Below are 21,202 nucleotides of genomic sequence, written 5' to 3'. Positions count from 1 at the left end.
TTTATAGGAATGACACAAAAAGAGCCTGTTCTTGCTGTTTAAAAATCATACTTTCGGTCGAGTGCATACCGAAGCAGTTCGCCTTTTCCTTTGAGTTCCAGAATACGCATCATGTTTTTACGGTGGGTGTCTACCGTGTGTACCCCTATGAATAATTCGTCTGCAATTTCTCTTGAGGTTTTACCCTGAGCGATAAGGCGAAGGATCTCGAGTTGACGCTTGGTAAGCAAACCGCTTTTTGAGGTTGCACTGTGATCTTCTTCAAACGCGCTTAGATCAATTTGAGAATCAAAAAAGGGTGTTCCTTCAGCTACAGTTTCTATAGCTTTTTTTAAAGTTTGTAAGCTTGAATTCTTCAAAATATACCCCGATGCTCCGGCATCAAGCATTTGCTGCACTGCATCTTGCTGATCAAACATGGTAAAAGCGATCACCGCAATATTAGGAAACTCTTTTTTGATGATTTCCGTAGCCTGAATCCCATCCATCTTCGGCATACGTATATCAGTGATGATCACATCGGGTTGATATTTACGTACGGCCTGAACGAGTTCTAAGCCATTAGTTGCGCTGCAAACAAGTTGAATATGCGCTTCATCTCTGATCAACAGTGCGATGCCGTCAATTAAAGATTGGTGATCTTCTCCTATTGCTATACGTATCATAAAGGTATATCTATAATTATAGTTGCTCCTTCGCCGGGAGCCGATTCTATAGTGAGGCTTCCGTCTAGGTGGTTTACACGTTTGTCAATACTGCTGATGCCCATTCCCTGACTGCGCAGACTTATATGCTTAGGGTCAAACCCTAAGCCGTCATCTTCAACCATAATATTGAGCGAATCTCCGTGATTGATCACGTGAATAGTTGCGGTTGTAGCTTTTGCGTGCTTGATGATGTTAGTGATGAGTTCTTGAATGATTCTGAAAATACTCAGTTCAAGGCTATTTTCAAGTCGGTTAGTCATCCCGTGGTGTACCACTTGTATTTCTAAAGCGTTGAGTTGTGATACTTTTTTTGCCAGATCTTTTACCGCCTTTAAAAGACCCTGATTGGCAATAACTCCTGAATTTTTAGCGTGTGCGATACTGCGTACTTTTTGATAGGCTTCGTGAAGCAGCGCATCGGTTTTATCAAAGAGTTCGGGAGCCTGAGAAGATTTAAGGGATTCAAAATGCATACGCACATTAGTCATTAGGGCGCCCAGATCGTCGTGCAATTCACCGGCAATGCGCGAACGTTCTTTTTCCTGACCGGCGATCATTGCATCTATACTGGCAAGTTCTTGATCTTTTAAGAGATTGGCTACGCGTTCTTTTTCTAGCTCCCGTTCCTGTTCGGCTAATTTGCGCCGTTTTCTGCTGTTGTTAAGAATCAGATAGGCTATCAATAAAAGAATAACGAGCGCTACTAAAAGTCCCACGGTTAAAACCAGGATGCGTTTCTTTTCTTGTTTTTCCAACAGGAGGTCATTGGCCTTTTTTTCGGTTTCCAGTTCTACCTGTAACCGGGATATTTCTAATGAATTATCTCTGAAATTGATATTGTGTCCTGCCTCAACATAGGTTTTATAATGTGCCAGCGCTAATGAATCTGCGCCCAGACCTTCATAAAAAAGAGAGGTATAGTATTCTACAAAAAAGGTGTTTTTTAAGGAGTCCTGCGGATTGAAACAACAAGATACTTCTTCTAATTTTTTGAGGGCTTCCTGAGAGTTTCCTTTTAGGTGCTGCAGGTAGGCCAACTTGGTAATGGCAGAAAACCTACTGTCGTTATAATAGGGAATGTCTTTACCCTCATCAAATACTTTTTGATAATAGTAAGCTGCCCGGTCATATTCTTTGATCAATTCGTGATATAAAGCGATCTCCAGATACAGCTTCGGTAGTAATTTGCTGTTGGGCGCTAACTGAGAAATTAAGCCTTCAAGCAGCGGCGCTTTAGTATAATAAACCGATTTGATATCGATTTCTGAAGAGTGAAAAATGACTTCATAGATCTGAAAATAAACCTGATCATTACTATCCAAAATAAGATCTTGATATTGATCTAGAAATATCTGGTAGTTATTGTTGTTACGCGCGATCTCGTGATGAAAGTACTGCAAGATGGCTCGTAAAACCCTACGCTGAAGCGGCGCGTAGGCGAGCTGATTTGCGCTTTTTAATGCTTTATAGAAATGAGGGTATGCCGCGGTGCGGTCTTGTAAAAAGTAAAACTTATAATAGCCGGTATTCAGCCGGTAAACTGCATTTAAAAAAGGGTCATCGCTTGTGCGCAGCACACACGCGGCTTTAAAGTTTTCGGGACTCCCGGAAAATCCGTGATACGTGAGCTGTGCAAAGGTGTTTAAAGGCTGAGAATACAGCGTGTCTTCAATAGTGCTGAGATGTGTTAAGGCCTGTTGGTGTTCAAGTGTTTTTAAAGCTTGAAAATAAGCATCAAATTTAGAGAAGTCAGTTTCCTGACCAAAAGCAAGGCTAAAACTTAAAAACCCTATGATATGCCACAGCACCCACCGCATTAAGTCAAAATTTTCAATTCAGACATCATGCAGCGTCCGCCGGGGGCTACAGGGGAGGCACTATCATAATCAGGACGTTCTTCGGTATAAGTGCCGTCCCGGTAGTATTTTTCTACCTCAAAAATACCATTGTTATGAGCATTTGGTAAGTGAATGAGATGTCTGACAAAGACTAGCTTTTCCTGATCTTTTTTTCTAAGCTTATTCAGCTTTTTACAAAGAATCTCTTTTGAAGTATTGCCTAAAGCTTTTACAAATAGATCTATAGTTCCTGTTGACGCATTATATTCGGCTTTCTCTAAACCCAGATTGATAACGCCTTTGTAATTTAATATGCGCAGTTTTATTTCATCAATTTGGCGCTCACCGGTACTTGCTGCTGAGGTTTTAATATTGGCATAGATCGCGTAAAATGTTCCGTACGATTGTGACGCATAAACGAGTTGATCGTAGACTTCTGAAGTTGCTCCTAAATAAAGTAATCCGGTAGGAGTGATGGTGTTATTTTTCATGGGTTTTATAGACGAATGTGATATTAAGCTTTAAAAAAGTGGGAAGAAATACCCGTTACCCGGTATTTTAATTAGAAAGCGTATCCAAGGTCATCAAGCCTTCGGCGTCTTTAACTTCTTGTTTTAGGTGATCTAAATACAGAATTCCGTTAAGATGATCAATCTCATGCTGAAAGACCACTGCTGTAAAATCTTCAACCATTTCGATCTCGTGAGAAGCATCGGGAGTATCATATTCCACTAAAATGGCATACGCGCGGGAAGACAAGGTATCCCGACGTCCGGGAATCGACAAACAACCTTCGGGACAGTCTTGTTTTTTCTTTGAATACTGCCTGATCACGGGATTGATGATCACTTCAAAAGGAAAACCTTCTTTATCAAAACGTTGCACCCAAGCTATGTTTTTTAGAATACCCACTTGCGGCGCAGCAATTCCTGCACCCAGAGAAAGGCTGTCGCGTACTGTAGCATACATCCGGTTGATGAGGTTCATCAGTACAGTATCTTTTGGGTCTACATTTACGTGCTCACTTGGCGTACGTAGCAAAAGGGAATCTTGTTTGTTAGTGATCTTAAAAACACGCATAGGGGTCACAGAATCGGCAGCCATAATGAGGCTGGTTTGTTCTTGGCTAAATTGAGAAGGAGTCTGTTTTTGCTCGTTTGTAGAACTGCATGCAATCAAGCATATAAACAGAAGACTGAAAAGGGTAGTTTTGATCAAGATGATTGGTTTTTAGTTTCTTAAAAATACCAATTTAATTGGCGTCACCAAATGGTAGGATCTCTCACAAACTGGCCCGAGGTAGTTTAGGTTTAGTCTGCGGTGATGCTAATGTTGTCTAACTGGTAGGTGCCGTCAAAGGCTTCTTGAGTGCTTCCGGTGTATTTGAATGCGATATAGCCGCTATTTGCAGATGTACAGGAAAGGTTCACAATTCCACTACTGTACCAATCACCAAAAAAGTCAAGATCTCTAATCACAAAAGCTTCGTCCAGAATTGCCCAGCTGGCCTGTGTGATTGTTGTAGGATCACCATCCCAATCGCTGCTAAACAATACCTCAAGATCACTACCGTCTGCAAAACTGCTGCTGGTTTCAAAACGTAAACGTACGTTAGTTGTGGTTGCTAAATCAATAGCCGGAGTGATCAGCCAGCAAACACTAAGCGCATCTCCTGATTGATACGAATCTATGCGTGCCGAAACTCCCTGAGAAGCATTGGTGCCGGTAGCGGTATAAGCTTCCCAAGCTTGAACTCCGTATTCTACAAAGTTGGTCCAGCCGTTACCTTCAATGGGATTGTTACGCGACTGTTCACTAAAGTCATCTGCAAACAGTACCGTTGTGCCTTCGGCTTCTGCCAGACCACAACGGTACAATTCAGGGTCGCAGCGGCTCGTGTCTTCAAAAACCACAGCTTCGGTGGTATTGATTCTCAAAATATAGAAGTCATCATAAAAATCCCGACTTAGAATGCCTGAAATGGTTCCGGAGCCGGTAGGAAGCGCAACCGACTTGAACTTCGAAAAGGTACTGGTGCTTACTAAAGTTCTTCCGCGGGGTTCACAAGTTTCAAGCAAGCGTATCCCGTCGTATTCATCAGTGAGCTCTCCGGCATAGGTTTTAATCGAAGAACCTAGAACCTCATTTTGGTTAAATTGTGCGCGATCAAGCTGAATGAGGATATTCTCATAAGCTTCAGAAAACTCCGAAATGGCTATAGGCAAAGGAACCAGTTGTGCTACTTCCGCATCGCGTAAAATATGATTCCCAATAACCGAATTAGGAATCTCTGTAATGCCGTTTCCGTCACGGATGCCCAATTGCAGCACCCCATTTTCTGTAGTAAGGGCAAGACCATCAAGGTAAACATAGATTTTTCTGCCCGGCTCATACAGTGTGTACAGCGCATTAACATTCAATTGAAGTGTAATCCCCGCCGTGGGATTTTCAGCAGCATCTTGTACGATGAGTTCGTGGTAAAAATTACCGGCAACATCGCTACTAGTCACATAGCCTGTAAAGTAGGTGTCTGTGGCGTCAAAACTTATGATGGGTTCGCTACTTTGCCGCAGGCTGTTGAGTACGGCGATAATACTGATTTCAGTGCCTTCAGGAGTGACCGATGCACTTTCAGTTTCCGGAATTTCAAATTCTGAAGTCACACAGCCTAGAAGCAAAAAGGATGCGATGAGGTATCTACAAGGTAGTTTCATATTATTTTCTATTAAGGATGCCGAAGCGAATGATTAAAACCGCACATAAAAGTTTAGATAAAAAGTAGCGCCATATCCCAGAAAATACCTGTTGCCAAATAGCGGAGTATCCCGGGCACGTTCTTCTAATAAACTTCTGTAATCTCCTATACGCGAATCTTCAAAACCGCCGGTTTTATAGCGGGTGTTCAACGCATTGTTCAGTAACCCGAAAAACCCCACGGTATAGCTTTTTACACGCCAGGATTTGCCGCCTACGATGTTGACCAGATAATAGGCGTCTAGCTGCTCTTGCTTTAAAAGTTCTTGCGCCACTTTAGCAGTGTAATCATTAAAAGCTTGTCCGTCATAATCGCTGCTGAATGCTCCTGATCGCCGCAAATAGCTTACATCTACATAAGCGTTGGAGAATCTGTTTACACTGGCGCCCAACCACCAGAAATCGGGATCTCGATAGTCAAAACCCAGCTGATAGGCGCGTTCAGGACCTCCTGCGACGTGATAGTTTTTAAGTTTGACACTGCCATCGCCAAAACGAATGGCAGTTTCAGCAAGCGTGGTGGTGTAGTATACCTGAGGATTTTGAGTATACATATTTTGGCCAAAGGCCGCCGCCGCTTTTAAAGTCAACGTAGGGAGTATGCTGTAAGACGCACCAAATTCTAAACCTAGATTTTGTCGTGCAATATGAGTAGTGCTTTCTTGCACAAGTGCATTACCTTGATCAATCAGCGGGGTTTGCATCGACTGGGTATAGAAATAAGAAACCTCACTTCCTTGAGTGAAATTAAGCAGGTAACCGGTCAAGCGCAGTTTAAGATCAGAACCTCGATAAATATAACTGGCATCCAGATCGATCAAACGCTCTGATTGCGGATTTTCAAGTATGGCGTTACGTTGCCTGGCGTTGGTAAAAACGGTGTTGAAGCCTGGTGGTTGTTCAAGAAATCCGGCGTTTAGTAACGCAAAATGCTTACTGTTGAATTTATACGTGATTCCGGCTTTGGCGCCCAAACTCGTAAAGCGCACCGGTGCACTCTTACCTAAAGACAAGGCGCCCGGGTAATAACCGTTTTCGTAATATCCTTCCCGCTGATAAGAGGTCTGTTCTGCACTTAGGGCAGCATAGAAATCCAGATGATTATAAGTGGCTTCTAGTTGCGCAAATGTGCCTATTTGCCTGGCGGCTATTCCGTAATTGTATTTATACCGGTCTCCGGGTTGTACCAGTCGGTTGCGATTTTGCAAATCACTTTGTGCTAGATCTCCGCCGGTGGTGTTATCGTCTTCCGCAAAACTGTCTATATCCAACCAGACGTTTCCGCCAAGAAGATCATCTAATTCCGCATAATGCGCGCTTTGTAATGCAGAACCGTAAACCCCAAAATTGATATCAAAATGTTCTGACATTTGTGCTTTATACCTGATGTTTCCTGTGAAGAGTTGGTCTTGATTTACGTCTTGTTGTATCGCATAGATGGTATTCAATCCGGAACGCACTGCTGTTTCATTTGCTTCATATAAAGCCTGCCAGTCGAGTTGCCCATCGTTTCTAAATTCTTGCTCAGCTAAATAGGCTTGCTGGTATTGCACTGCTGATGGATTGGGGTAGCGCAAAAAATAGCTGGGAAGGTTTTGGTAATAATTGGGAGCCGGATTTCTTGCGCCACCCACAAAATGCTCTTGCCCGTTAGGGTTGCTAACTAAAGTGCTTCCGGTGTAATCAATACGCGAATTTTTAGTGGTTCCCCATTGATACCCCAGATTGGTCTGTAAACTTGCTTGTTTCCCTAGTTGCCAATGATGGGAAAGCAATACTAAAGGTTCTTTAATGGCACGAACGCGTGCATTACGTGCTTCATTATTTTGAAATCCCCAGTTGGGATTATACGTGTAGCCTTTCAGATCGATTACTTCTTGAGTTAATGCGGTACTTCGGCCTCTTCGATTAGGCGTATAGAGGAATGAAAGATTGATACAGTGTGTTTCTGAAAGTATTTTTTCCGCAGCAAAGAACAACGAGTTGGCGTCATAAAAGGTGCCGTCTATAGCGCCTTCTGGTCCAAATCTTCGTGAAACTAAAACAGAATACGCCCAGTTAGAAGCTGTAACCCCGCTGTTATAACTTGCCATAACTCTACCGGTATAGGTGCGATTTGCAGTAGCATATGAAATACGACCTCCGGGCCGATACGAGGATGCGTGCATATTAAAATGTAAGGTGCCTGCCGGCGCGCCAAAGCTGTAATCACTGGCGGTCAAACCCATACTAAATTCCCTGTTGCGCATCACATCGTTGAGTCCGCCCCAGTTGCTCCACTGCGGTCTGCCGGTATTGAATTTATTTAGTACGAGTCCGTTGATGAGGACCCGGCTGTATTTGCTATCTAAGCCTCGAGGTCTAAAAAATGTACTGCTAAAATCAAAAGCAGCAGCATTGCTAAACACATCATTCGTGGCGCCCAGCAGTCCTGATACGGCATTGTCGCGTTGCTCATTGTCGTCATTGAGTTGTACGTCAGAAAGACTGATGATGGTAATTTGCTCATTGGCTTCAGCAAGATCAATTTCTAAGGGTAGGTATTCTAGAACCAGTTCCTGATCGGGAATGAGATTCACAGGGATCGTGAGCGAGAGATAGCCAGATTTACGCAATACGAGGGTATAGCTGCCCGGCGGTACTTGAGGGATGAAGTCAAAATTTCCGTCAGCATCGGTTTGAGTGGTGTAGTTAGTTTTTTGCACAAAAACCTCAACTTCAGGAAGTGCACTTGAAGTAGCTGCATCTTTAACTGTGCCGCGTATGCGGGCATATTGTGCAACTGCGGAAGCACTACTAAGAAACAGCATTAAGATCGTAGCAAATTTGTACACGAAGCGTCCAGATTTAAAATTTTCTAGGGGCGTACGTATCTAAAGTAGAAAATAATGTATCTTAACTATTTGATTTTAGGTGTGTTATGCGAAATATTCGATTAAGTGTTCTGGTAGTGTGCTTTTTTATCCCATTTCTGTGTGTTTTTGGTCAGGAAGCGCAACAGTATCAAATGCTTACGCTGGCATTTTACAATCTTGAGAATCTTTTTGATACCGAAAATGATCCCATAACTTACGATGACAATCGTACCCCTGATGGAAAAGACCGCTGGACGCAGGAAATCTATACCGATAAACTAGCAAAAATGGCTGAGGTCATTGCGCAGATTGGTCCGGAGGAAGCACAAGGGCCGCCCGCAATACTCGGTGTGGCTGAAATTGAAAACCTAAAGGTGCTTCAAGAGCTTAGCGGCCAAGAAGTATTGCGCTCAGCGCATTATGGGATCGTACACTACGACTCTCCTGATCGGCGCGGAATTGATGTAGGACTGCTCTATAATACGCAAGTCTTTCAAGTCATCAATAGCAAAGTTTTTGAACTGGAATTGTACGATACCGAGCGTGAAGACAAACGTATTTATACGCGAGACCAACTTCTGGTAACCGGTAATTTGGCCGGAGAGCGTATGCACGTGATCGTCAACCATTGGCCGTCGCGAAGTGGAGGAGAGGCACGCACCCGACCACGACGTATGGCGGCCGCAGCCTTGAATAAAAAGATTATGGATTCTATATTAAGTCAGGAACCCTACGCTAAAATCGTGAGTATGGGGGATCTTAATGATGATCCTAAAGACAAAAGTTTAAAGAAGGTGTTGAAAACCAAAGCTCGTGTAGAAGCTGTAGGTTTGCGCGAGATCTATAACCCAATGGAACGCATGGCCAAACGCGGTCAAGGTACGCTGGCATATCGGGACAGCTGGAACTTATTTGATCAGATCTTGCTTTCTGCCGCTTGGCTTTCTAAAGACTACGAGACTTTTCAGTTTTATAAAGCAGGAATATTTAATAAACGCTTTTTGCAAACTCCGGAAGGGCCTTACAAAGGTTATCCTTTTCGCAGTTTCGCTAACGGAAATTACACCGGAGGCTACAGCGATCACTTTCCTGTATACATCGCTCTAATACGGAAAACGGATTAGGTTTTTGGCGGTTCTTCAGGATTGGTTGCTAATTCTATGGCTTTTTTTTTATCAGCTTCTATTTGTTTTTCCTTTTCGCGAAGCGCAGCCATTTCTTCAGAGTGCGCCAGTTTTGCGTGGCTGCTAGGTACGATCTTGTGCTTTTTGACCAAAGCATATTGCACAGTGATTTCTGCACCAAAAAATAAGATCAAACAAGTGTAGTTCACCCAAAGTAAAATCAATACGATCGAAGCAGCACCCCCGTAAACCGAAGCCGGATTGCTGCTGGCAAAGTAATAGCCGAGAATGCTTTCCCCAACCAAGAATAAAATTGCAGTTATGCTGGCGCCAAGTACGGTGGTTTTATATCCCATTTTTACATCGGGGAGAATTTTAAAAATTGCAGCAAAGAGGCCGGCGATGAACGCAAAAGAGATGAGAAAGCGCAAGGCATCGGCAAACACGACGGTAATAGTCGGTGCAAATTGTGATAAGTAATCTGTGAGCAGGTTAAGCAGTACCGTGATCACAAAGGCTACCAGCAGCATAAATCCTAAAACCAACACCATTCCAAAAGCGATCGCCCGGTTGATGAGCATCCGTTTAAAGTTGTCGTTCTTTTCGGTAACATTCCAGATGGTGTTCATGGTTTTTTTCATCTGAAAAAACACTCCGGTAGCACCATAGATCAATGCTCCTATACTGATGATCAAAGTGATCCAATTGTCATTTTGTAGGGTAACTTTGCCAATCATTTGCTCAATGGCGATGGCGACCTCAGGAGAGATAAATCTTGAGATCTCATCGTGAATGCGTCCCTGTACAGCTTCGGGACCTACAAATGCACTGGCGATCGAGGTGACGATCATCAGCAGTGAGGGCAACGAAAATAAGGTGTAATACGCAATGATCGCACTTTTAGCAAACGGGTCATTCCGATCCCAAGCCACATAAGTTTTCTTAAGAAACTGAAATAGCGTAAAGCCTTGTCTTAATATGGGATTCTTGGGTTTATTCATCGTTTAGAAAGGGCTTGATCACATAATCGAGTTCGTCTACCGCTTCAATGCTCAAGTCTATGCTCTGCGTTTCAAGACTGTCTTTACGGGTAAGCGTAGGGATCGCATATCCGGTATAGTTGGCAGGTAATTCTTTTTGTGTAGTATTCAGTTGTCGTTCACATTCCGCAGCCATTTTAGTATAATCGTTCAGCTCAATATTCAGCTCCAGATAACGTCCTTCATCATCCAGGCCATCAATGGTATTGTCTGCTGAGACTGGTTCGTAGATCAGTTTCTTTGAGGAGATCGAGTATACATTGCCTTTGGTATCTATGTACGTGTACGACGGGGCGTTAAGCAATTGCTTTTTTGTAGTGGTAATTCCGGGTGTAGCGCCACAAGCCACTACAACGAGCAGCCCCAGAGCAGCTGTAAAAACATAAAGAAAACGGCGCATATGTAAATTTTAAAATTGAAATTACAAAAGCGGCATTTTGTGGTAAATCTGTTTAGACATAGTTTAACGTTTAACAGCGCAACTTTGGGAAATAATTGTAGTTTTGAGAAAATACTAAGTTTCCCCTATGTCAGATTTCTGGTTCTATTTTAAAATTGGTCTTGATCACGTTTTAGATTACACGGCATACGACCACGTTTTATTTCTTATCGTTTTATCAGTACCCTATGTGTTTAAAGATTGGCGGAGGGTGTTATTGATGGTGACCTTATTCACTTTAGGGCATACCACCTCATTACTGCTTGCAGTATATGATGTAGTACGCATCAACCGCGGTCTTATTGAATTTTTAATACCGGTGACCATTTTTATTGCAGCATTGTACAATGTGTTTACTGCAGGTAGGGGAGCGCACAAAGACAAGTTGGGTGTATTGCTCATTACGGCCTTGTTTTTTGGGTTGATTCACGGCTTAGGCTTTTCAGGCTTTTTTGAGCAGTTAACAGCCCATTTGTCTAATAAGTTGTTGCCGCTGGCAGAATTCGCATTAGGTATCGAAGCTGCGCAGATCATTATCACGCTTATCGTGTTGATCATTGGGTTTATCTGCCAAACCATTTTCAGGTTCTCTCGCAGAGATTGGGTGATGTTCATATCTGCCGTTGTCATTGGTATGGTAATTCCGATGTTAATAGCAAATTATCCGTGGTAAAGCAGTTTTTGTGGGATGAGAAGCGACGCAAGTTTTTTATCTTCGCAAACTTAACGACTTGTATTTCAGCTTCGGGATTATAGATTTATGTCTTCAATAACTTCAGATAAACAATTGACCTACGATATCGCCTATTTACGTATGGCGCAGGAGTGGGCAAAACTTTCTTACTGTAAAAGAAAACAAGTAGGCGCTTTGATCGTTAAGGATAAGATGATTATTTCAGACGGTTATAACGGGACGCCCACAGGTTTTGAAAACATATGTGAAGACGATGAAGGCTACACCAAGTGGTATGTGCTTCACGCAGAAGCTAATGCGATTTTGAAAGTAGCGTCTTCTACCCAATCTTGTGAAGGAGCAACCTTATATATCACGCTTTCTCCGTGTACCGAATGCAGTAAACTCATACATCAGGCCGGTATCAAACGTGTGGTTTTTCACAAAGCCTATAAAGACCCTAGCGGAATCGAATTCTTACGTCGCGCCGGAGTACAAGTAGACTGCATTGAAAATATTGAAGAATAAATGGGCGGTTACCAAAAAAAATACCTTCCTATCTTTTTCTGTGTGGCGGTAGCCCTGGGTATTTTCATTGGGAGCCAACTCAACTACAGCAGCAATCCTACCAATATTTTAGGCGGAAATGCCAAAAAAGAAAAACTCAACCGTCTCATAGACTACATAGATTATGAGTATGTAGATCCTATAAATACAGATAGTATTGTTGAGGTAACCGTAAACGGAATACTCGAAAATCTCGATCCGCATTCTGTGTATATTCCCCCGAGTGAATTGCAGGAAGTGAGTGAGAGTATGAAAGGGGATTTTGTAGGTATAGGGATCAGTTTTTACAACTTTAGAGATACCATTGCAGTCATTCAAGCCATTCCCGGAGGTCCAAGTGAAAAGGCCGGCATACGCGGTGGCGATCGCATCGTGGCGGCAGATAACCAGTCGTTAACCGGGGCTGTGGTGCGTGACGATACGATCACCAACCAGTTAAAAGGCCAGATCAATACTAAAGTAGCGCTCAAAGTCAAACGCCCGGGAGTAGAAGGTTTGCTCGATTTTAAAGTTACCCGAGCAGTAGTGCCGCTCAAAAGTGTTGACGCTTCGTATATGGCGACGGATACGTTAGGATACATCAAAATCAACCGTTTTGCCGAAAGTACCCCTCAAGAATTTGAAAAAGCTTTGGTAACGCTAAAACGAAAGGGCGCCACCCAACTTATTCTTGACCTGCGCGGAAATCCGGGAGGTTATATTTCGGCAGCAGAACAAATTGCTGATCAGTTTTTAAAAGAAGATAAACTCATTCTGTTCACTAAAAACAAAACCGGAAAGATCGAAAACGCCTATGCTACCGATGAAGGTGCTTTTGAAGACGGGATGGTGTATGTGTTGATCAATGAGAATTCGGCTTCTGCTAGTGAGATCGTTGCCGGAGCTATACAAGATAATGACCGCGGTGTTATCGTAGGCAGACGTTCTTTTGGTAAAGGTTTGGTGCAGCGAGAAATGCAACTGGGAGATGGTAGTGCAGTCAGACTCACCATCGCCAGATACTACACGCCTACTGGTAGAAGTATTCAGCGACCTTATGATTCCGGGAACAAAGCCTACTATGAAGATTATCTTTCGCGCTATAAAAACGGGGAGATGCAAAGCGCAGACAGCATCACCGTAGCCGATAGTCTTCGCTATGTTACTCCGGGAGGAAAGGTGGTCTATGGCGGCGGCGGAATCATCCCTGATGTGTTTATCCCAAAGGATACCAATTATGAGAAAGAAGCGATAACCTACGCGTTGCGCTCGGGCTTTATGTCTCGTTTTATTTTTGAGATCATTGAGCAGCGCCGCCCGTACTATAATAGCCTTTCTTTTGAAGAATTCAGTAAAACGGTAAGCATCAGTGATAAAACCATAACTGATTTTGTGAATTACATGAGTAAACGCAGTTTAAAAATCAGAGTAAGGGATTATAAAGACGATTTAAAGCGTTATCTTAAGGCCGTAATGGCGCAACAGCTTTTTGGGAATACGGTATTTGAAAAGCTGATCAATGAAGAAGATCCTGCCATCATCAAAATTAAAGAACTGAGCCGCGAGTAGTGCTTATGGTAATTATAGCTTCCATATTTGTTTTTTGTATTGCAGCAGTATTCAGATTGCTAGACAACAGTGCAGGCCTGCTCATCTCAAATGGCATATCGGTGAGTCCGTTTTATCTCAAAGCCGCAGAGATCAAAGAGCAAATGAGTCGCATTGAGAATGATGAGCTGCGTAAAAAGCTCAAACGTACGCTAGTGTATCAAAAGCTGCACAAAGTATTTTTAATACTTGCCGTGCTCACGTTTATCGCCGGGATCGTCTATGAATTCATCAATCCCTCGCTTGTCGCGCTATTATAACTGCGTTTTGATGGTCTTGGTCTTTTGAGCCGCCTTGCTCTTTTCGGCAATTTTTCTTGAAATAAGTAAAATCACTACGAGTAACATCGCACATAAACAAGCCACTACCGAAATTACAGCAACCGTACTGTCGCCGGTAAGCGGCGCGCTATAATCTACTTTGGTCAGGTTAAATATCAATAGAGCGCTTGCCAAAGCAAGAATGATATAGAGTGCAACTTTCATGAGCTGGGTTTAAAAGAGTCCTTGAATATTTGTAGTAAACAGCTTAACCGCCATCGCTAACAAAATTACACCAAAGATTTTGCGTATGATGTTAATTCCTTGTTTTCCTAGAATTTTTCCGATGCGGCCAGAGGCTTTCAATACTGCATAAACGATCACAATATTGATAAAAATGGCCACGATGATATTCTCTACGGCATACTCTGCGCGCAGTGAAAGCAGGGAGGTCATTGTTCCGGCTCCTGCGATCAACGGGAAGGCAAGCGGCACCACACTAGCGGTTTCAGGAGCGTCATCTTTATACAAAGAGATCCCTAGGATCATTTCTAAAGCCAGAAAAAACAGAATAAAAGCACCGGCTACGGCAAACGAATTGACGTCAATACCTATAAGGTTCAGGATTTCTTTACCTACAAAAAGAAACACAACCATCAACATTGCCGCTACTATAGAAGCCTTTTCACTCTGAATATGCCCTACCTTTTCACGCAGCCCAATGATGATCGGGATGTTACCAATGATGTCTATGATCGCAAATAGGATCATGGTCGCCGTTATGATTTCTTTAATATTAAATGCCATCGCTATCCTTTTTTTAAAGAGGGCGCAAAATTACATCTATTTCTTTGATTAATAAGCATTAAAACCCAAAGATTTAACGATTAGATAATGTGCTTCAAAGTACCTGGAGGCTAATGATTTTACGCACGGTTTTAGCACGTGCGCTTCTAAAACAAGAATGTAGAAATACACTGCGCTCAGCGGGAGAACATGTATCTTTGCGCTATGTTTCAGATAGATCAAACCATAGTTTCAGAAGACGTTATCAACAAAGATTTTGTTTGTAACCTCGCTGCGTGTAAAGGAGAATGTTGTATCGCCGGAGAGGCAGGAGCGCCGGTTGAACCTCAGGAAGTTGAAATTTTAAAGGAAATCTACCCTAAGGTGAAGCCTTTTTTGCGCCCGGAAGGGATCGCGGCGATCGAAGCTCAGGGTACACACATTAAAACCGATCTGGACCAACTGGAAACTCCATTGGTCAATGGTGCTGAGTGTGCTTACGTGACCTTTACCAAAGAAGGGGTGGCTTCGTGTGGGATCGAGGATGCCTACAATGCGGGCGAGGTAGATTTTAGAAAACCCATCTCGTGCCATTTGTATCCGGTGCGTTTGCAGAAGTATTCTAAATTCACCGCAGTAAACTACGAGCGCTGGCCTATTTGTGACGATGCCTGTACTTTGGGTAAAGAGTTGCAAGTGCCTGTATATAAGTTTACTAAAGATGCGCTTATTCGCAAGTTTGGTGCGCCTTGGTACGAGGAGTTAGAAGCGGTTGTGGAGCTTTTGAAGCAAGAAGATGCGAAGTAAACTCCCGCAGAACAAACTATCTATTTTTGCTGTGATGAGCAAAATGGCGGCGCAATACAACGCCATCAACTTATCGCAAGGCTTTCCTGATTTTAATACAGACCCGGAGTTGATTCGGTTGGTGACTCAAGCTATGCAAAATGGCGCCAATCAATATGCACCACTGGCGGGATATCTTCCGCTACGCAAAAACATTGCAGCTATGGTGCAGGAGCTTCGTGGTGCAACTTACGATCCGGAACATGAGATCTGCATCACTGTAGGTGCTTCGGAAGCTTTGTATGTGGCGATCACAGCTTTTGTGCATCGCGACGATGAGGTTATCGTTTTAAAACCGGCGTACGATACGTATGAGCCTACGATTGAATTGCAAGGCGGAATTCCCGTACCGGTTCAACTTGATGCACCTTACACTACGGTAGATTGGGATGCGGTAGCCGCAGCGATCACGCCCAAAACAAGAATGCTGGTTTTAAACAATCCGCATAATCCCAGCGGAATGGTGCTGAAGGATGCCGACTTAAAACGCCTAGAAGAATTGGTAAAAGACACCGATATTTTAATCTTGAGCGATGAGGTTTATGAGCATATTGTATTTGATGAAAAGCAACACCGCAGTGTCGCATCATATCCCGGCTTAAAAGAACGTGCACTAGTGACGGCTTCTTTTGGAAAAACCTTTCACACCACCGGTTGGAAAATGGGTTACTGTCTTGCGCCAAAAGCGCTGATGGCAGAATTCAATAAAGTACATCAAAACACGGTGTTTTGTGTGCACCATCCTACCCAGGTGGCACTCGCTGAATACTTGAACGAACCTGAGCATTATTTAAATCTGGGTAGTTTTTATCAGCGGAAACGCGATGTGTTCCTAAACGCGATTCAAGGTTCACGTTTTCGCTTTACACCTTCTGAAGGGACGTATTTTCAAATGCTGGATTATACAGGAATCAGTGATCTAAATGATGTTGCCTTTGCCGAATATCTTACGAAAGAAAAGGGACTGGCGAGCATTCCGGTATCGGTATTTAATAAAGAACAACGTGATGATCATCTGTTGCGTTTTTGCTTTGCTAAAGAAGAAGATACGCTGCTCAAAGCAGCAGCAATTCTCAATTCGATCTAAAGCGCTGCCGCGCTAATGATCGAAATATAAAGGTTGGCAGCATACCCGCAATAGACCAATAGTTCTTCCAGATCGGTTTGTTTATCAAAAGCTTCCGGTTCTACCTCATAGTTGTAGCTGAGTTGATGGCATTTACTGGTGCATATCAGCTTAAACTGCAGTTGTTTTTCGGCATTATACACCTCAAACTTCAGCTTAAGCCCTGAAACGTTTTTGAGAATATAATTGACTTCCGTGCGGTCAGGATTGATGTAGCGGATCACCATCTGCCCTTTAAGGTTAAATGTGATGTCACCCACATTGCGGTCGTTTTTAAAAAGATCTACTTTGCTCGTCCAGATATTTTTGGGCTTGATCTCAATAACCGACTTTTTCAAGTTTGTAATCGCAGTGCTCGAAAACCAATTTTTATACACCACCTCACACAATTCTTTAGCACCGTCAAGTACTTTAAAATCTCCTTTAGACGAACTAGAACTTAATTTTAATGTAGCCATATTTTTGGGTTTTAGCTAAAGTTAGGATTTCTAGAATTACGCATGTAAATTTTTCAACTGCTTATTTACCTGTTCGCTTAGGCGTTTGAGCGATGCGAGTTGTTCGCTTAAAATATGGGTTTCCAGGAGCGCTTCATCCGGCTCTTGCGTCAGTTGTGTTTCAAAGGGAATCAGGTCTTCTACTTCCCATTCTGCTTGCGTATTTTGTGCTTCCAGCAACAACAAAGCGTGATCGATATTCTTAAAAACCGGAGCGGTAACCTGATGAAAGGCCTCACTGCGGCGGGTGACGTTGTGCGTACGTAAATAAGCACCAATCGAAGCTAGCGCTCCCAGAAATGCGTGATTAAGTACCGCCAGTTCATAAAGCTTTCCGGTGAGTTTGCCTTTGCTTTTAGGTTCTTGCAGCAGGCGTTGCACCCCGCTGTTGAGTCCGGCGGTGGCGATAAACGCTTTTTTACGTGCCAATTTATAGGCAAGTGCTAGCTCTTCTTTAGTATCGTAATGTTGCTCAATGGCGGCAAGGTAATTTCGGTGTGCCCGCAGACTATCGGCAAGGTTTTGTTTAAGCGTTTTGGCTTCTCGAGTGGGCCATAAAAAGGCATTCGCCAAGGCAGCCAGTGCTGCTCCTACGGCAGTATCGATCACACGAAACTGAATTACCGCCAACACATCCGGGCGCAGCAGCGCATAAGCAAAAATGATACTCAGCGTAATGAACAAGGCGCCGGTACGGTAGTTTTTTTGTAGCGAGGCTTGCGCACCCACAAAGCTGAGGATCGCCAACACCCGAAAAAGCATTTTGTCATTTTCAAAAAAATAAACAATGCCTGCTGCTACCACGGCACCCAGCAAGGTTCCCAGAATACGTTGTTTAGAGCGTTGTTTGGTAAGGCCATAGCCCGGGCGCATAATCACCACAATGGTCAGCAAGATCCAATACGGGTTTTGCACCGAAAATAAATTCCCTAAGGTGATCCCGGCGATCGCGGTCACGGCAATACGCAGTGCGTGTCTGAAGATCGGGGAGTCGCGGTTGAGGTTTTCGAGCAAAAGCTGAAAACTGTAATCTTGTTTGGTGATAAAACCTTCCAGCTCCTTGGGCGAGTCGGTATTGGTGTCTTTGATGTTTTTTCTTCGGTCTAACAAATCTGCGATACCAAAAATGCGCTGCGCCTGTTTTTCTTGCAATTCGTATAAGTTGTGCAATACGATATAGTCTGTAGTTACCGGTTGTTGCTTCAGCAGTAAGAGGGCACCTTTAGCATTTTTAAGGCGTTGCTCTAGGGAGTTGAGGTTGAGGTCGTGCTTTTGCAAATTGGTAGTGACAATACGTTTTAAGCTTTCGCTTTGCGCTTTGTTCAGCTGAATGAACGCCTCAAGCTGCTCGGGATACTTTTTAAGCACCTCATGCATTTGCTGTGGTGGGATAGGACTCGTCAACGAGAGTTCAGAAAGATCAACCAATTCGGTAAGCACCAGAAAACGCTTGCGGTAATAGCTTGAAGTACCCGAAGCATGCCGCGCTTGTAATAAGATCTCGCGGAGTTTTTCGAGATGCTCGTTAAACTCACTCTGAATCACAAACAAGCGTTGCAGGCCGCTGTCTCGGTCGGTCGCCTGTTTCAGGAATTCGCCTCTCGCCTCAATATAAGACGCGCTCAGGTTGAGTGCGGTTTCAAAAAGTTCTTCGATCTGTTTTTTAGGCGCCAGCAGGTCGTAGAGCAAGGTCAATGCTAAATACCAAATTCCGCCTAAAACAATAAGGCTGCTGCGTTCATAAGGCAGGAGACCGGATGCCGATAGATTGGCAAAACTGAGCACTACGGCAAACAAGCCCGCAAAGCCGATAAGCGAAGCGCGAAATCCATATACCGAAAGCATCGAAAGCGCAAAAACGGTGATGCCCAGATAGGGCAATTGTACCCAAAGCGTAGGCGGAATATACGCACCGATCAAGCTGATCACTCCGCCTAAAAGTGCTGAAAGCAAGATGCCAATGCGTTTGTTTTTAAGGCTGCCGGTAACCGTGCTGGGCGATGATAGCAAAACGCCTGTGCCTAATGCCAACCCAATATTGAGCGCTCCCAGAAGATACCCGGTAAGCATAGGAGCCACCACGCCAAAGGTGATGAGCAGTGCTTTAGCAAAATCTGTACTGTTAAAAAAGCGGGTGGTTTGGGTATGGTACTGCCTGAAATTCACTATTAAATATTAGGGGCAGAAGGCGGTGCTTCTGCAAGGTAAAGGTGACACTTTTTACCCAAATTGCGCGGTTTACTCGATAATCCAGATCAAAGGCGCTCGCAATAGCCTCAAGCGATAACTATACCTTCAACTAGATCTTAGGTGTTGCCCGAAATTTTTACTCGCGTAATTTTTTGGCTACATAACCGCGTACCAACTCGGTAGTGATCCCAAATGCCAAATGTGCCAAGAGTTCATTCACCTGAATTTTCGCCGGGATCTCGGTCGGATTGTCTTTAAGCCCTAACAAAGGTAACGAGGTCTCGTGCGTACCTATCCACGTCGTTGCACCATAGGCTGCACCGTCAAAAATATTAGTATCTAACTTATCGCGTTTAGCGTAGCCGTAGGTCGCACCTAAACTAGCACCAAAAGGCACATTCACCAACTGCTCTGCCAGCTCGTGGTTGCTTTCGCTAATGCGCTCTCCGGTAAGTTTCATCGAGAGATCATCTACCATTTTGATCTGTGCCGAGCGGGTATTGGGCTTACGTACCGGAAGCACTTTCTCGATCGCTGTTTTGACCAAAGTACCGGCAAGACCGCCCAATACGCCGGAGATCAAACCGCGACTAACATTAGAGGTGAAGGTATCTTTTTCTAACCAGGCTTCAAGGGTCGTGCTCATAATTTGTTGTTTGGTTTAAAGGTAACAAGGATACCACACAAGGCCTTTGGGTTTAACAGCTTTTTGACACCTGCGGCACGAGCGTAAAATGGGCTTAACAGGGAGATTGAGCATAGATTGTCCATTAATACTCCATTGTTTGCCCATAAATACTGGGGTTTAATGGTAAAACAATGGAGAAACTATGGTAAAACAATGCATAAAGACCGTAGCAGACCCACGGGGAAATACACCCTATTTGCAGGTTTTAGGAGTTTAATTATTGATAATTATGGAATTGCGTAAAGTGGTGTGGGGATTTTGGGGTAGATTTAGGGGAAGTATAAATGCTTCGATAACCCAATAGCAATTTAGGGTGCCTAGAATTGATTGTATTTCTGAACAAGCTAAGTAGTATTAAAACCAAAAACTTTAAATGAATTGGATAATTTCCGCAAACTCTAGAATGTATGATCATTCTAGTTCATTCGAGCATCACGGATCGATAGATTGGAGACAAGGAAATGCAAAATTTGAAGTTGGAGATACTGTATATATATACTGTACTCGACCTTTAATGATGATACAATATAAATGTATCGTAGATAAAATTGATTTGAATTCTGATCAAATTAGAAATGATAAAGAATATTGGCTTGACGAGGAAGAATATTTTAAATCACTAAATGGAAAATTTATGACTTTGCGGTTAGTTGAGCAAGTTTCAAATAATCAAATGAAACTCGAGAATCTTAAAGTAAACGGATTGAAAGCTGCGCCACAGGGACCAGTAAAAATAAAGAATGATAACCTTCTAAGGCACATTGAAATTTACTTTACCGACAATTATCAAACAGATTTTTTCCCTGATATTGTAGAAGAAAACAAAACACTATATGAAGGAGCAAAGAAAGCAATAGTTGTCAACAAATATGAAAGAAGTTCAAAAGCAAGAGAAAATGCTGTGAATTTCCATGGAGTGAATTGTAAGGTTTGTGATATAAACTTTAAAGAAATGTACGGAGAAATTGGAACAGATTTTATTCACATTCACCATTTGATACCAATTCACGAAATCGGAGAAAACTATAGAATTGATTATAAACACGATTTAATACCAGTATGTCCAAATTGCCATTCTATGCTTCATAGAAAATTAAATGGTAAAGAACTGAGCGTCGAAGAACTTAAGGATATAATTACTAAATGTAAAACTTTGGCTTAATTAGACTTTTAAATATTACAAATAAGGACTAAACCACTCCCCGCTACCGCCAGTCTGTAACTG

21 protein-coding genes are annotated in these 21,202 nt (G+C 43.1%); 8 read left to right on the top strand and 13 right to left on the bottom strand.

What is annotated here, in order from left to right; genetic code table 11:
- Positions 1-38 precede the first annotated feature (38 nt).
- The 6 genes from HCN54_RS13640 to HCN54_RS13615 all read right to left on the bottom strand — a co-directional run bounded on the left by HCN54_RS13640 (position 39) and on the right by HCN54_RS13615 (position 8,109).
- Positions 39-665 carry a response regulator gene (locus HCN54_RS13640; RefSeq protein WP_167598214.1) on the bottom strand — a complete coding sequence of 209 codons (627 nt, stop codon included), beginning with the start codon at positions 663-665 and terminating at the stop codon, positions 39-41.
- Positions 662-2,524, bottom strand: a complete 1,863-nt coding sequence (locus HCN54_RS13635; RefSeq protein WP_167598213.1) for a sensor histidine kinase — start codon at positions 2,522-2,524, stop codon at positions 662-664. The genes HCN54_RS13640 and HCN54_RS13635 overlap by 4 nt, the downstream gene beginning before the upstream one ends.
- Positions 2,524-3,036: a hypothetical protein gene (locus HCN54_RS13630; RefSeq protein WP_167598212.1), complete on the bottom strand. Its 513-nt coding sequence runs from the start codon at positions 3,034-3,036 to the stop codon at positions 2,524-2,526. The genes HCN54_RS13635 and HCN54_RS13630 overlap by 1 nt, the downstream gene beginning before the upstream one ends.
- Before the next feature lie 67 nt (positions 3,037-3,103).
- Positions 3,104-3,649 carry a peptide deformylase gene (locus HCN54_RS13625; protein WP_233430637.1) on the bottom strand — a complete coding sequence of 182 codons (546 nt, stop codon included), beginning with the start codon at positions 3,647-3,649 and terminating at the stop codon, positions 3,104-3,106.
- A 206-nt stretch (positions 3,650-3,855) separates the two neighbouring features.
- Positions 3,856-5,259: a DUF5689 domain-containing protein gene (locus HCN54_RS13620; RefSeq protein ID WP_167598210.1), complete on the bottom strand. Its 1,404-nt coding sequence runs from the start codon at positions 5,257-5,259 to the stop codon at positions 3,856-3,858.
- A 33-nt stretch (positions 5,260-5,292) separates the two neighbouring features.
- Complete coding sequence (locus HCN54_RS13615) at positions 5,293-8,109, bottom strand: carboxypeptidase regulatory-like domain-containing protein (RefSeq protein WP_167598209.1); 2,817 nt, start codon at positions 8,107-8,109, stop codon at positions 5,293-5,295.
- 110 nt (positions 8,110-8,219) lie between these two features.
- On the opposite strand from HCN54_RS13615, the gene HCN54_RS13610 reads away from it, so the two are divergent.
- Positions 8,220-9,278 carry an endonuclease/exonuclease/phosphatase family protein gene (locus tag HCN54_RS13610; RefSeq protein ID WP_410503570.1) on the top strand — a complete coding sequence of 353 codons (1,059 nt, stop codon included), beginning with the start codon at positions 8,220-8,222 and terminating at the stop codon, positions 9,276-9,278.
- Here HCN54_RS13610 and HCN54_RS13605 read toward each other — a convergent pair.
- Together HCN54_RS13605 and HCN54_RS13600 are read right to left on the bottom strand one after the other, a co-directional pair.
- Positions 9,275-10,279, bottom strand: a complete 1,005-nt coding sequence (locus tag HCN54_RS13605; RefSeq protein ID WP_072982964.1) for a YihY/virulence factor BrkB family protein — start codon at positions 10,277-10,279, stop codon at positions 9,275-9,277. The genes HCN54_RS13610 and HCN54_RS13605 overlap by 4 nt on opposite strands.
- A complete protein-coding gene (locus HCN54_RS13600) occupies positions 10,272-10,718 on the bottom strand; it encodes a hypothetical protein (RefSeq protein ID WP_167598208.1) in 447 nt (148 codons plus the stop codon). Before HCN54_RS13600 ends, HCN54_RS13605 begins: the two co-directional genes overlap by 8 nt.
- Positions 10,719-10,845: 127 nt before the next feature.
- On the opposite strand from HCN54_RS13600, the gene HCN54_RS13595 reads away from it, so the two are divergent.
- The 4 genes from HCN54_RS13595 (at position 10,846) to HCN54_RS13580 (ending at position 13,844) form a co-directional block, all read left to right on the top strand.
- Positions 10,846-11,430: a HupE/UreJ family protein gene (locus HCN54_RS13595; RefSeq protein ID WP_072982967.1), complete on the top strand. Its 585-nt coding sequence runs from the start codon at positions 10,846-10,848 to the stop codon at positions 11,428-11,430.
- An 87-nt stretch (positions 11,431-11,517) separates the two neighbouring features.
- Positions 11,518-11,958 (top strand): deoxycytidylate deaminase, encoded by a 441-nt coding sequence (locus HCN54_RS13590; protein ID WP_072982969.1) that lies wholly within the window; start codon positions 11,518-11,520, stop codon positions 11,956-11,958.
- Positions 11,959-13,545, top strand: coding sequence for a S41 family peptidase (locus HCN54_RS13585; protein ID WP_167598207.1), 1,587 nt, complete (start codon positions 11,959-11,961; stop codon positions 13,543-13,545).
- A 5-nt stretch (positions 13,546-13,550) separates the two neighbouring features.
- Positions 13,551-13,844: a hypothetical protein gene (locus HCN54_RS13580; RefSeq protein WP_167598206.1), complete on the top strand. Its 294-nt coding sequence runs from the start codon at positions 13,551-13,553 to the stop codon at positions 13,842-13,844.
- Here the strand turns inward: HCN54_RS13580 and HCN54_RS13575 are convergent.
- Together HCN54_RS13575 and HCN54_RS13570 are read right to left on the bottom strand one after the other, a co-directional pair.
- Complete coding sequence (locus tag HCN54_RS13575) at positions 13,839-14,069, bottom strand: hypothetical protein (RefSeq protein ID WP_167598205.1); 231 nt, start codon at positions 14,067-14,069, stop codon at positions 13,839-13,841. The two genes, HCN54_RS13580 and HCN54_RS13575, sit on opposite strands and share 6 nt — an antisense overlap.
- A 9-nt stretch (positions 14,070-14,078) precedes the next feature.
- On the bottom strand, positions 14,079-14,651 hold the full coding sequence (locus HCN54_RS13570) for a MarC family protein (RefSeq protein ID WP_072982977.1): 573 nt from the start codon (positions 14,649-14,651) through the stop codon (positions 14,079-14,081).
- Positions 14,652-14,855: 204 nt separating this feature from the next.
- On the opposite strand from HCN54_RS13570, the gene HCN54_RS13565 reads away from it, so the two are divergent.
- Positions 14,856-15,437 (top strand): DUF3109 family protein, encoded by a 582-nt coding sequence (locus HCN54_RS13565; RefSeq protein ID WP_072983818.1) that lies wholly within the window; start codon positions 14,856-14,858, stop codon positions 15,435-15,437.
- On the top strand, positions 15,427-16,563 hold the full coding sequence (locus HCN54_RS13560; RefSeq protein WP_167598204.1) for a methionine aminotransferase: 1,137 nt from the start codon (positions 15,427-15,429) through the stop codon (positions 16,561-16,563). Before HCN54_RS13565 ends, HCN54_RS13560 begins: the two co-directional genes overlap by 11 nt.
- Here the strand turns inward: HCN54_RS13560 and HCN54_RS13555 are convergent.
- The 3 genes from HCN54_RS13555 to HCN54_RS13545 form a co-directional block, all read right to left on the bottom strand.
- The gene (locus tag HCN54_RS13555; protein WP_167598203.1) at positions 16,560-17,060 is read right to left on the bottom strand and encodes an aminotransferase; all 501 of its coding nucleotides are present in this window, start codon (positions 17,058-17,060) and stop codon (positions 16,560-16,562) included. The genes HCN54_RS13560 and HCN54_RS13555 overlap by 4 nt on opposite strands.
- A 36-nt stretch (positions 17,061-17,096) precedes the next feature.
- Entirely contained in the window at positions 17,097-19,265 is a 2,169-nt protein-coding gene (locus HCN54_RS13550) for an FUSC family protein (protein WP_167598202.1), read from the bottom strand.
- Positions 19,266-19,425: 160 nt separating this feature from the next.
- Positions 19,426-19,935 (bottom strand): DUF1440 domain-containing protein, encoded by a 510-nt coding sequence (locus HCN54_RS13545; protein WP_072982982.1) that lies wholly within the window; start codon positions 19,933-19,935, stop codon positions 19,426-19,428.
- Between the two features lie 415 nt (positions 19,936-20,350).
- Between HCN54_RS13545 and HCN54_RS13540 the strand changes: the two genes are divergently transcribed.
- Positions 20,351-21,139: an HNH endonuclease gene (locus HCN54_RS13540; RefSeq protein ID WP_167598201.1), complete on the top strand. Its 789-nt coding sequence runs from the start codon at positions 20,351-20,353 to the stop codon at positions 21,137-21,139.
- Positions 21,140-21,202 lie beyond the last annotated feature (63 nt).

It is taken from the genome of Leeuwenhoekiella sp. ZYFB001 (assembly GCF_011784865.1).
Classification (GTDB): domain Bacteria; phylum Bacteroidota; class Bacteroidia; order Flavobacteriales; family Flavobacteriaceae; genus Leeuwenhoekiella; species Leeuwenhoekiella palythoae.
Note: the sequence above shows the minus strand (reverse complement) of the source record. Positions and strands in the feature narration are given on the sequence as shown.

Bases quoted from the DNA above. Each gene is read 5' to 3' on its own strand.
- HCN54_RS13640 (WP_167598214.1), bottom strand. From the start codon at position 665: ATGATACGTATAGCAATAGGAGAAGATCACCAATCTTTAATTGACGGC.
- HCN54_RS13585 (WP_167598207.1), top strand. From the start codon at position 11,959: ATGGGCGGTTACCAAAAAAAATACCTTCCTATCTTTTTCTGTGTGGCG.
- HCN54_RS13630 (WP_167598212.1), bottom strand. From the start codon at position 3,036: ATGAAAAATAACACCATCACTCCTACCGGATTACTTTATTTAGGAGCA.
- HCN54_RS13555 (WP_167598203.1), bottom strand. From the start codon at position 17,060: ATGGCTACATTAAAATTAAGTTCTAGTTCGTCTAAAGGAGATTTTAAA.
- HCN54_RS13545 (WP_072982982.1), bottom strand. From the start codon at position 19,935: ATGAGCACGACCCTTGAAGCCTGGTTAGAAAAAGATACCTTCACCTCT.
- HCN54_RS13570 (WP_072982977.1), bottom strand. From the start codon at position 14,651: ATGGCATTTAATATTAAAGAAATCATAACGGCGACCATGATCCTATTT.
- HCN54_RS13575 (WP_167598205.1), bottom strand. From the start codon at position 14,069: ATGAAAGTTGCACTCTATATCATTCTTGCTTTGGCAAGCGCTCTATTG.
- HCN54_RS13600 (WP_167598208.1), bottom strand. From the start codon at position 10,718: ATGCGCCGTTTTCTTTATGTTTTTACAGCTGCTCTGGGGCTGCTCGTT.
- HCN54_RS13620 (WP_167598210.1), bottom strand. From the start codon at position 5,259: ATGAAACTACCTTGTAGATACCTCATCGCATCCTTTTTGCTTCTAGGC.
- HCN54_RS13625 (WP_233430637.1), bottom strand. From the start codon at position 3,649: ATGGCTGCCGATTCTGTGACCCCTATGCGTGTTTTTAAGATCACTAAC.
- HCN54_RS13610 (WP_410503570.1), top strand. From the start codon at position 8,220: ATGCGAAATATTCGATTAAGTGTTCTGGTAGTGTGCTTTTTTATCCCA.
- HCN54_RS13540 (WP_167598201.1), top strand. From the start codon at position 20,351: ATGAATTGGATAATTTCCGCAAACTCTAGAATGTATGATCATTCTAGT.
- HCN54_RS13565 (WP_072983818.1), top strand. From the start codon at position 14,856: ATGTTTCAGATAGATCAAACCATAGTTTCAGAAGACGTTATCAACAAA.
- HCN54_RS13560 (WP_167598204.1), top strand. From the start codon at position 15,427: ATGCGAAGTAAACTCCCGCAGAACAAACTATCTATTTTTGCTGTGATG.
- HCN54_RS13635 (WP_167598213.1), bottom strand. From the start codon at position 2,524: ATGCGGTGGGTGCTGTGGCATATCATAGGGTTTTTAAGTTTTAGCCTT.
- HCN54_RS13590 (WP_072982969.1), top strand. From the start codon at position 11,518: ATGTCTTCAATAACTTCAGATAAACAATTGACCTACGATATCGCCTAT.
- HCN54_RS13580 (WP_167598206.1), top strand. From the start codon at position 13,551: ATGGTAATTATAGCTTCCATATTTGTTTTTTGTATTGCAGCAGTATTC.
- HCN54_RS13595 (WP_072982967.1), top strand. From the start codon at position 10,846: ATGTCAGATTTCTGGTTCTATTTTAAAATTGGTCTTGATCACGTTTTA.
- HCN54_RS13615 (WP_167598209.1), bottom strand. From the start codon at position 8,109: ATGCTGTTTCTTAGTAGTGCTTCCGCAGTTGCACAATATGCCCGCATA.
- HCN54_RS13605 (WP_072982964.1), bottom strand. From the start codon at position 10,279: ATGAATAAACCCAAGAATCCCATATTAAGACAAGGCTTTACGCTATTT.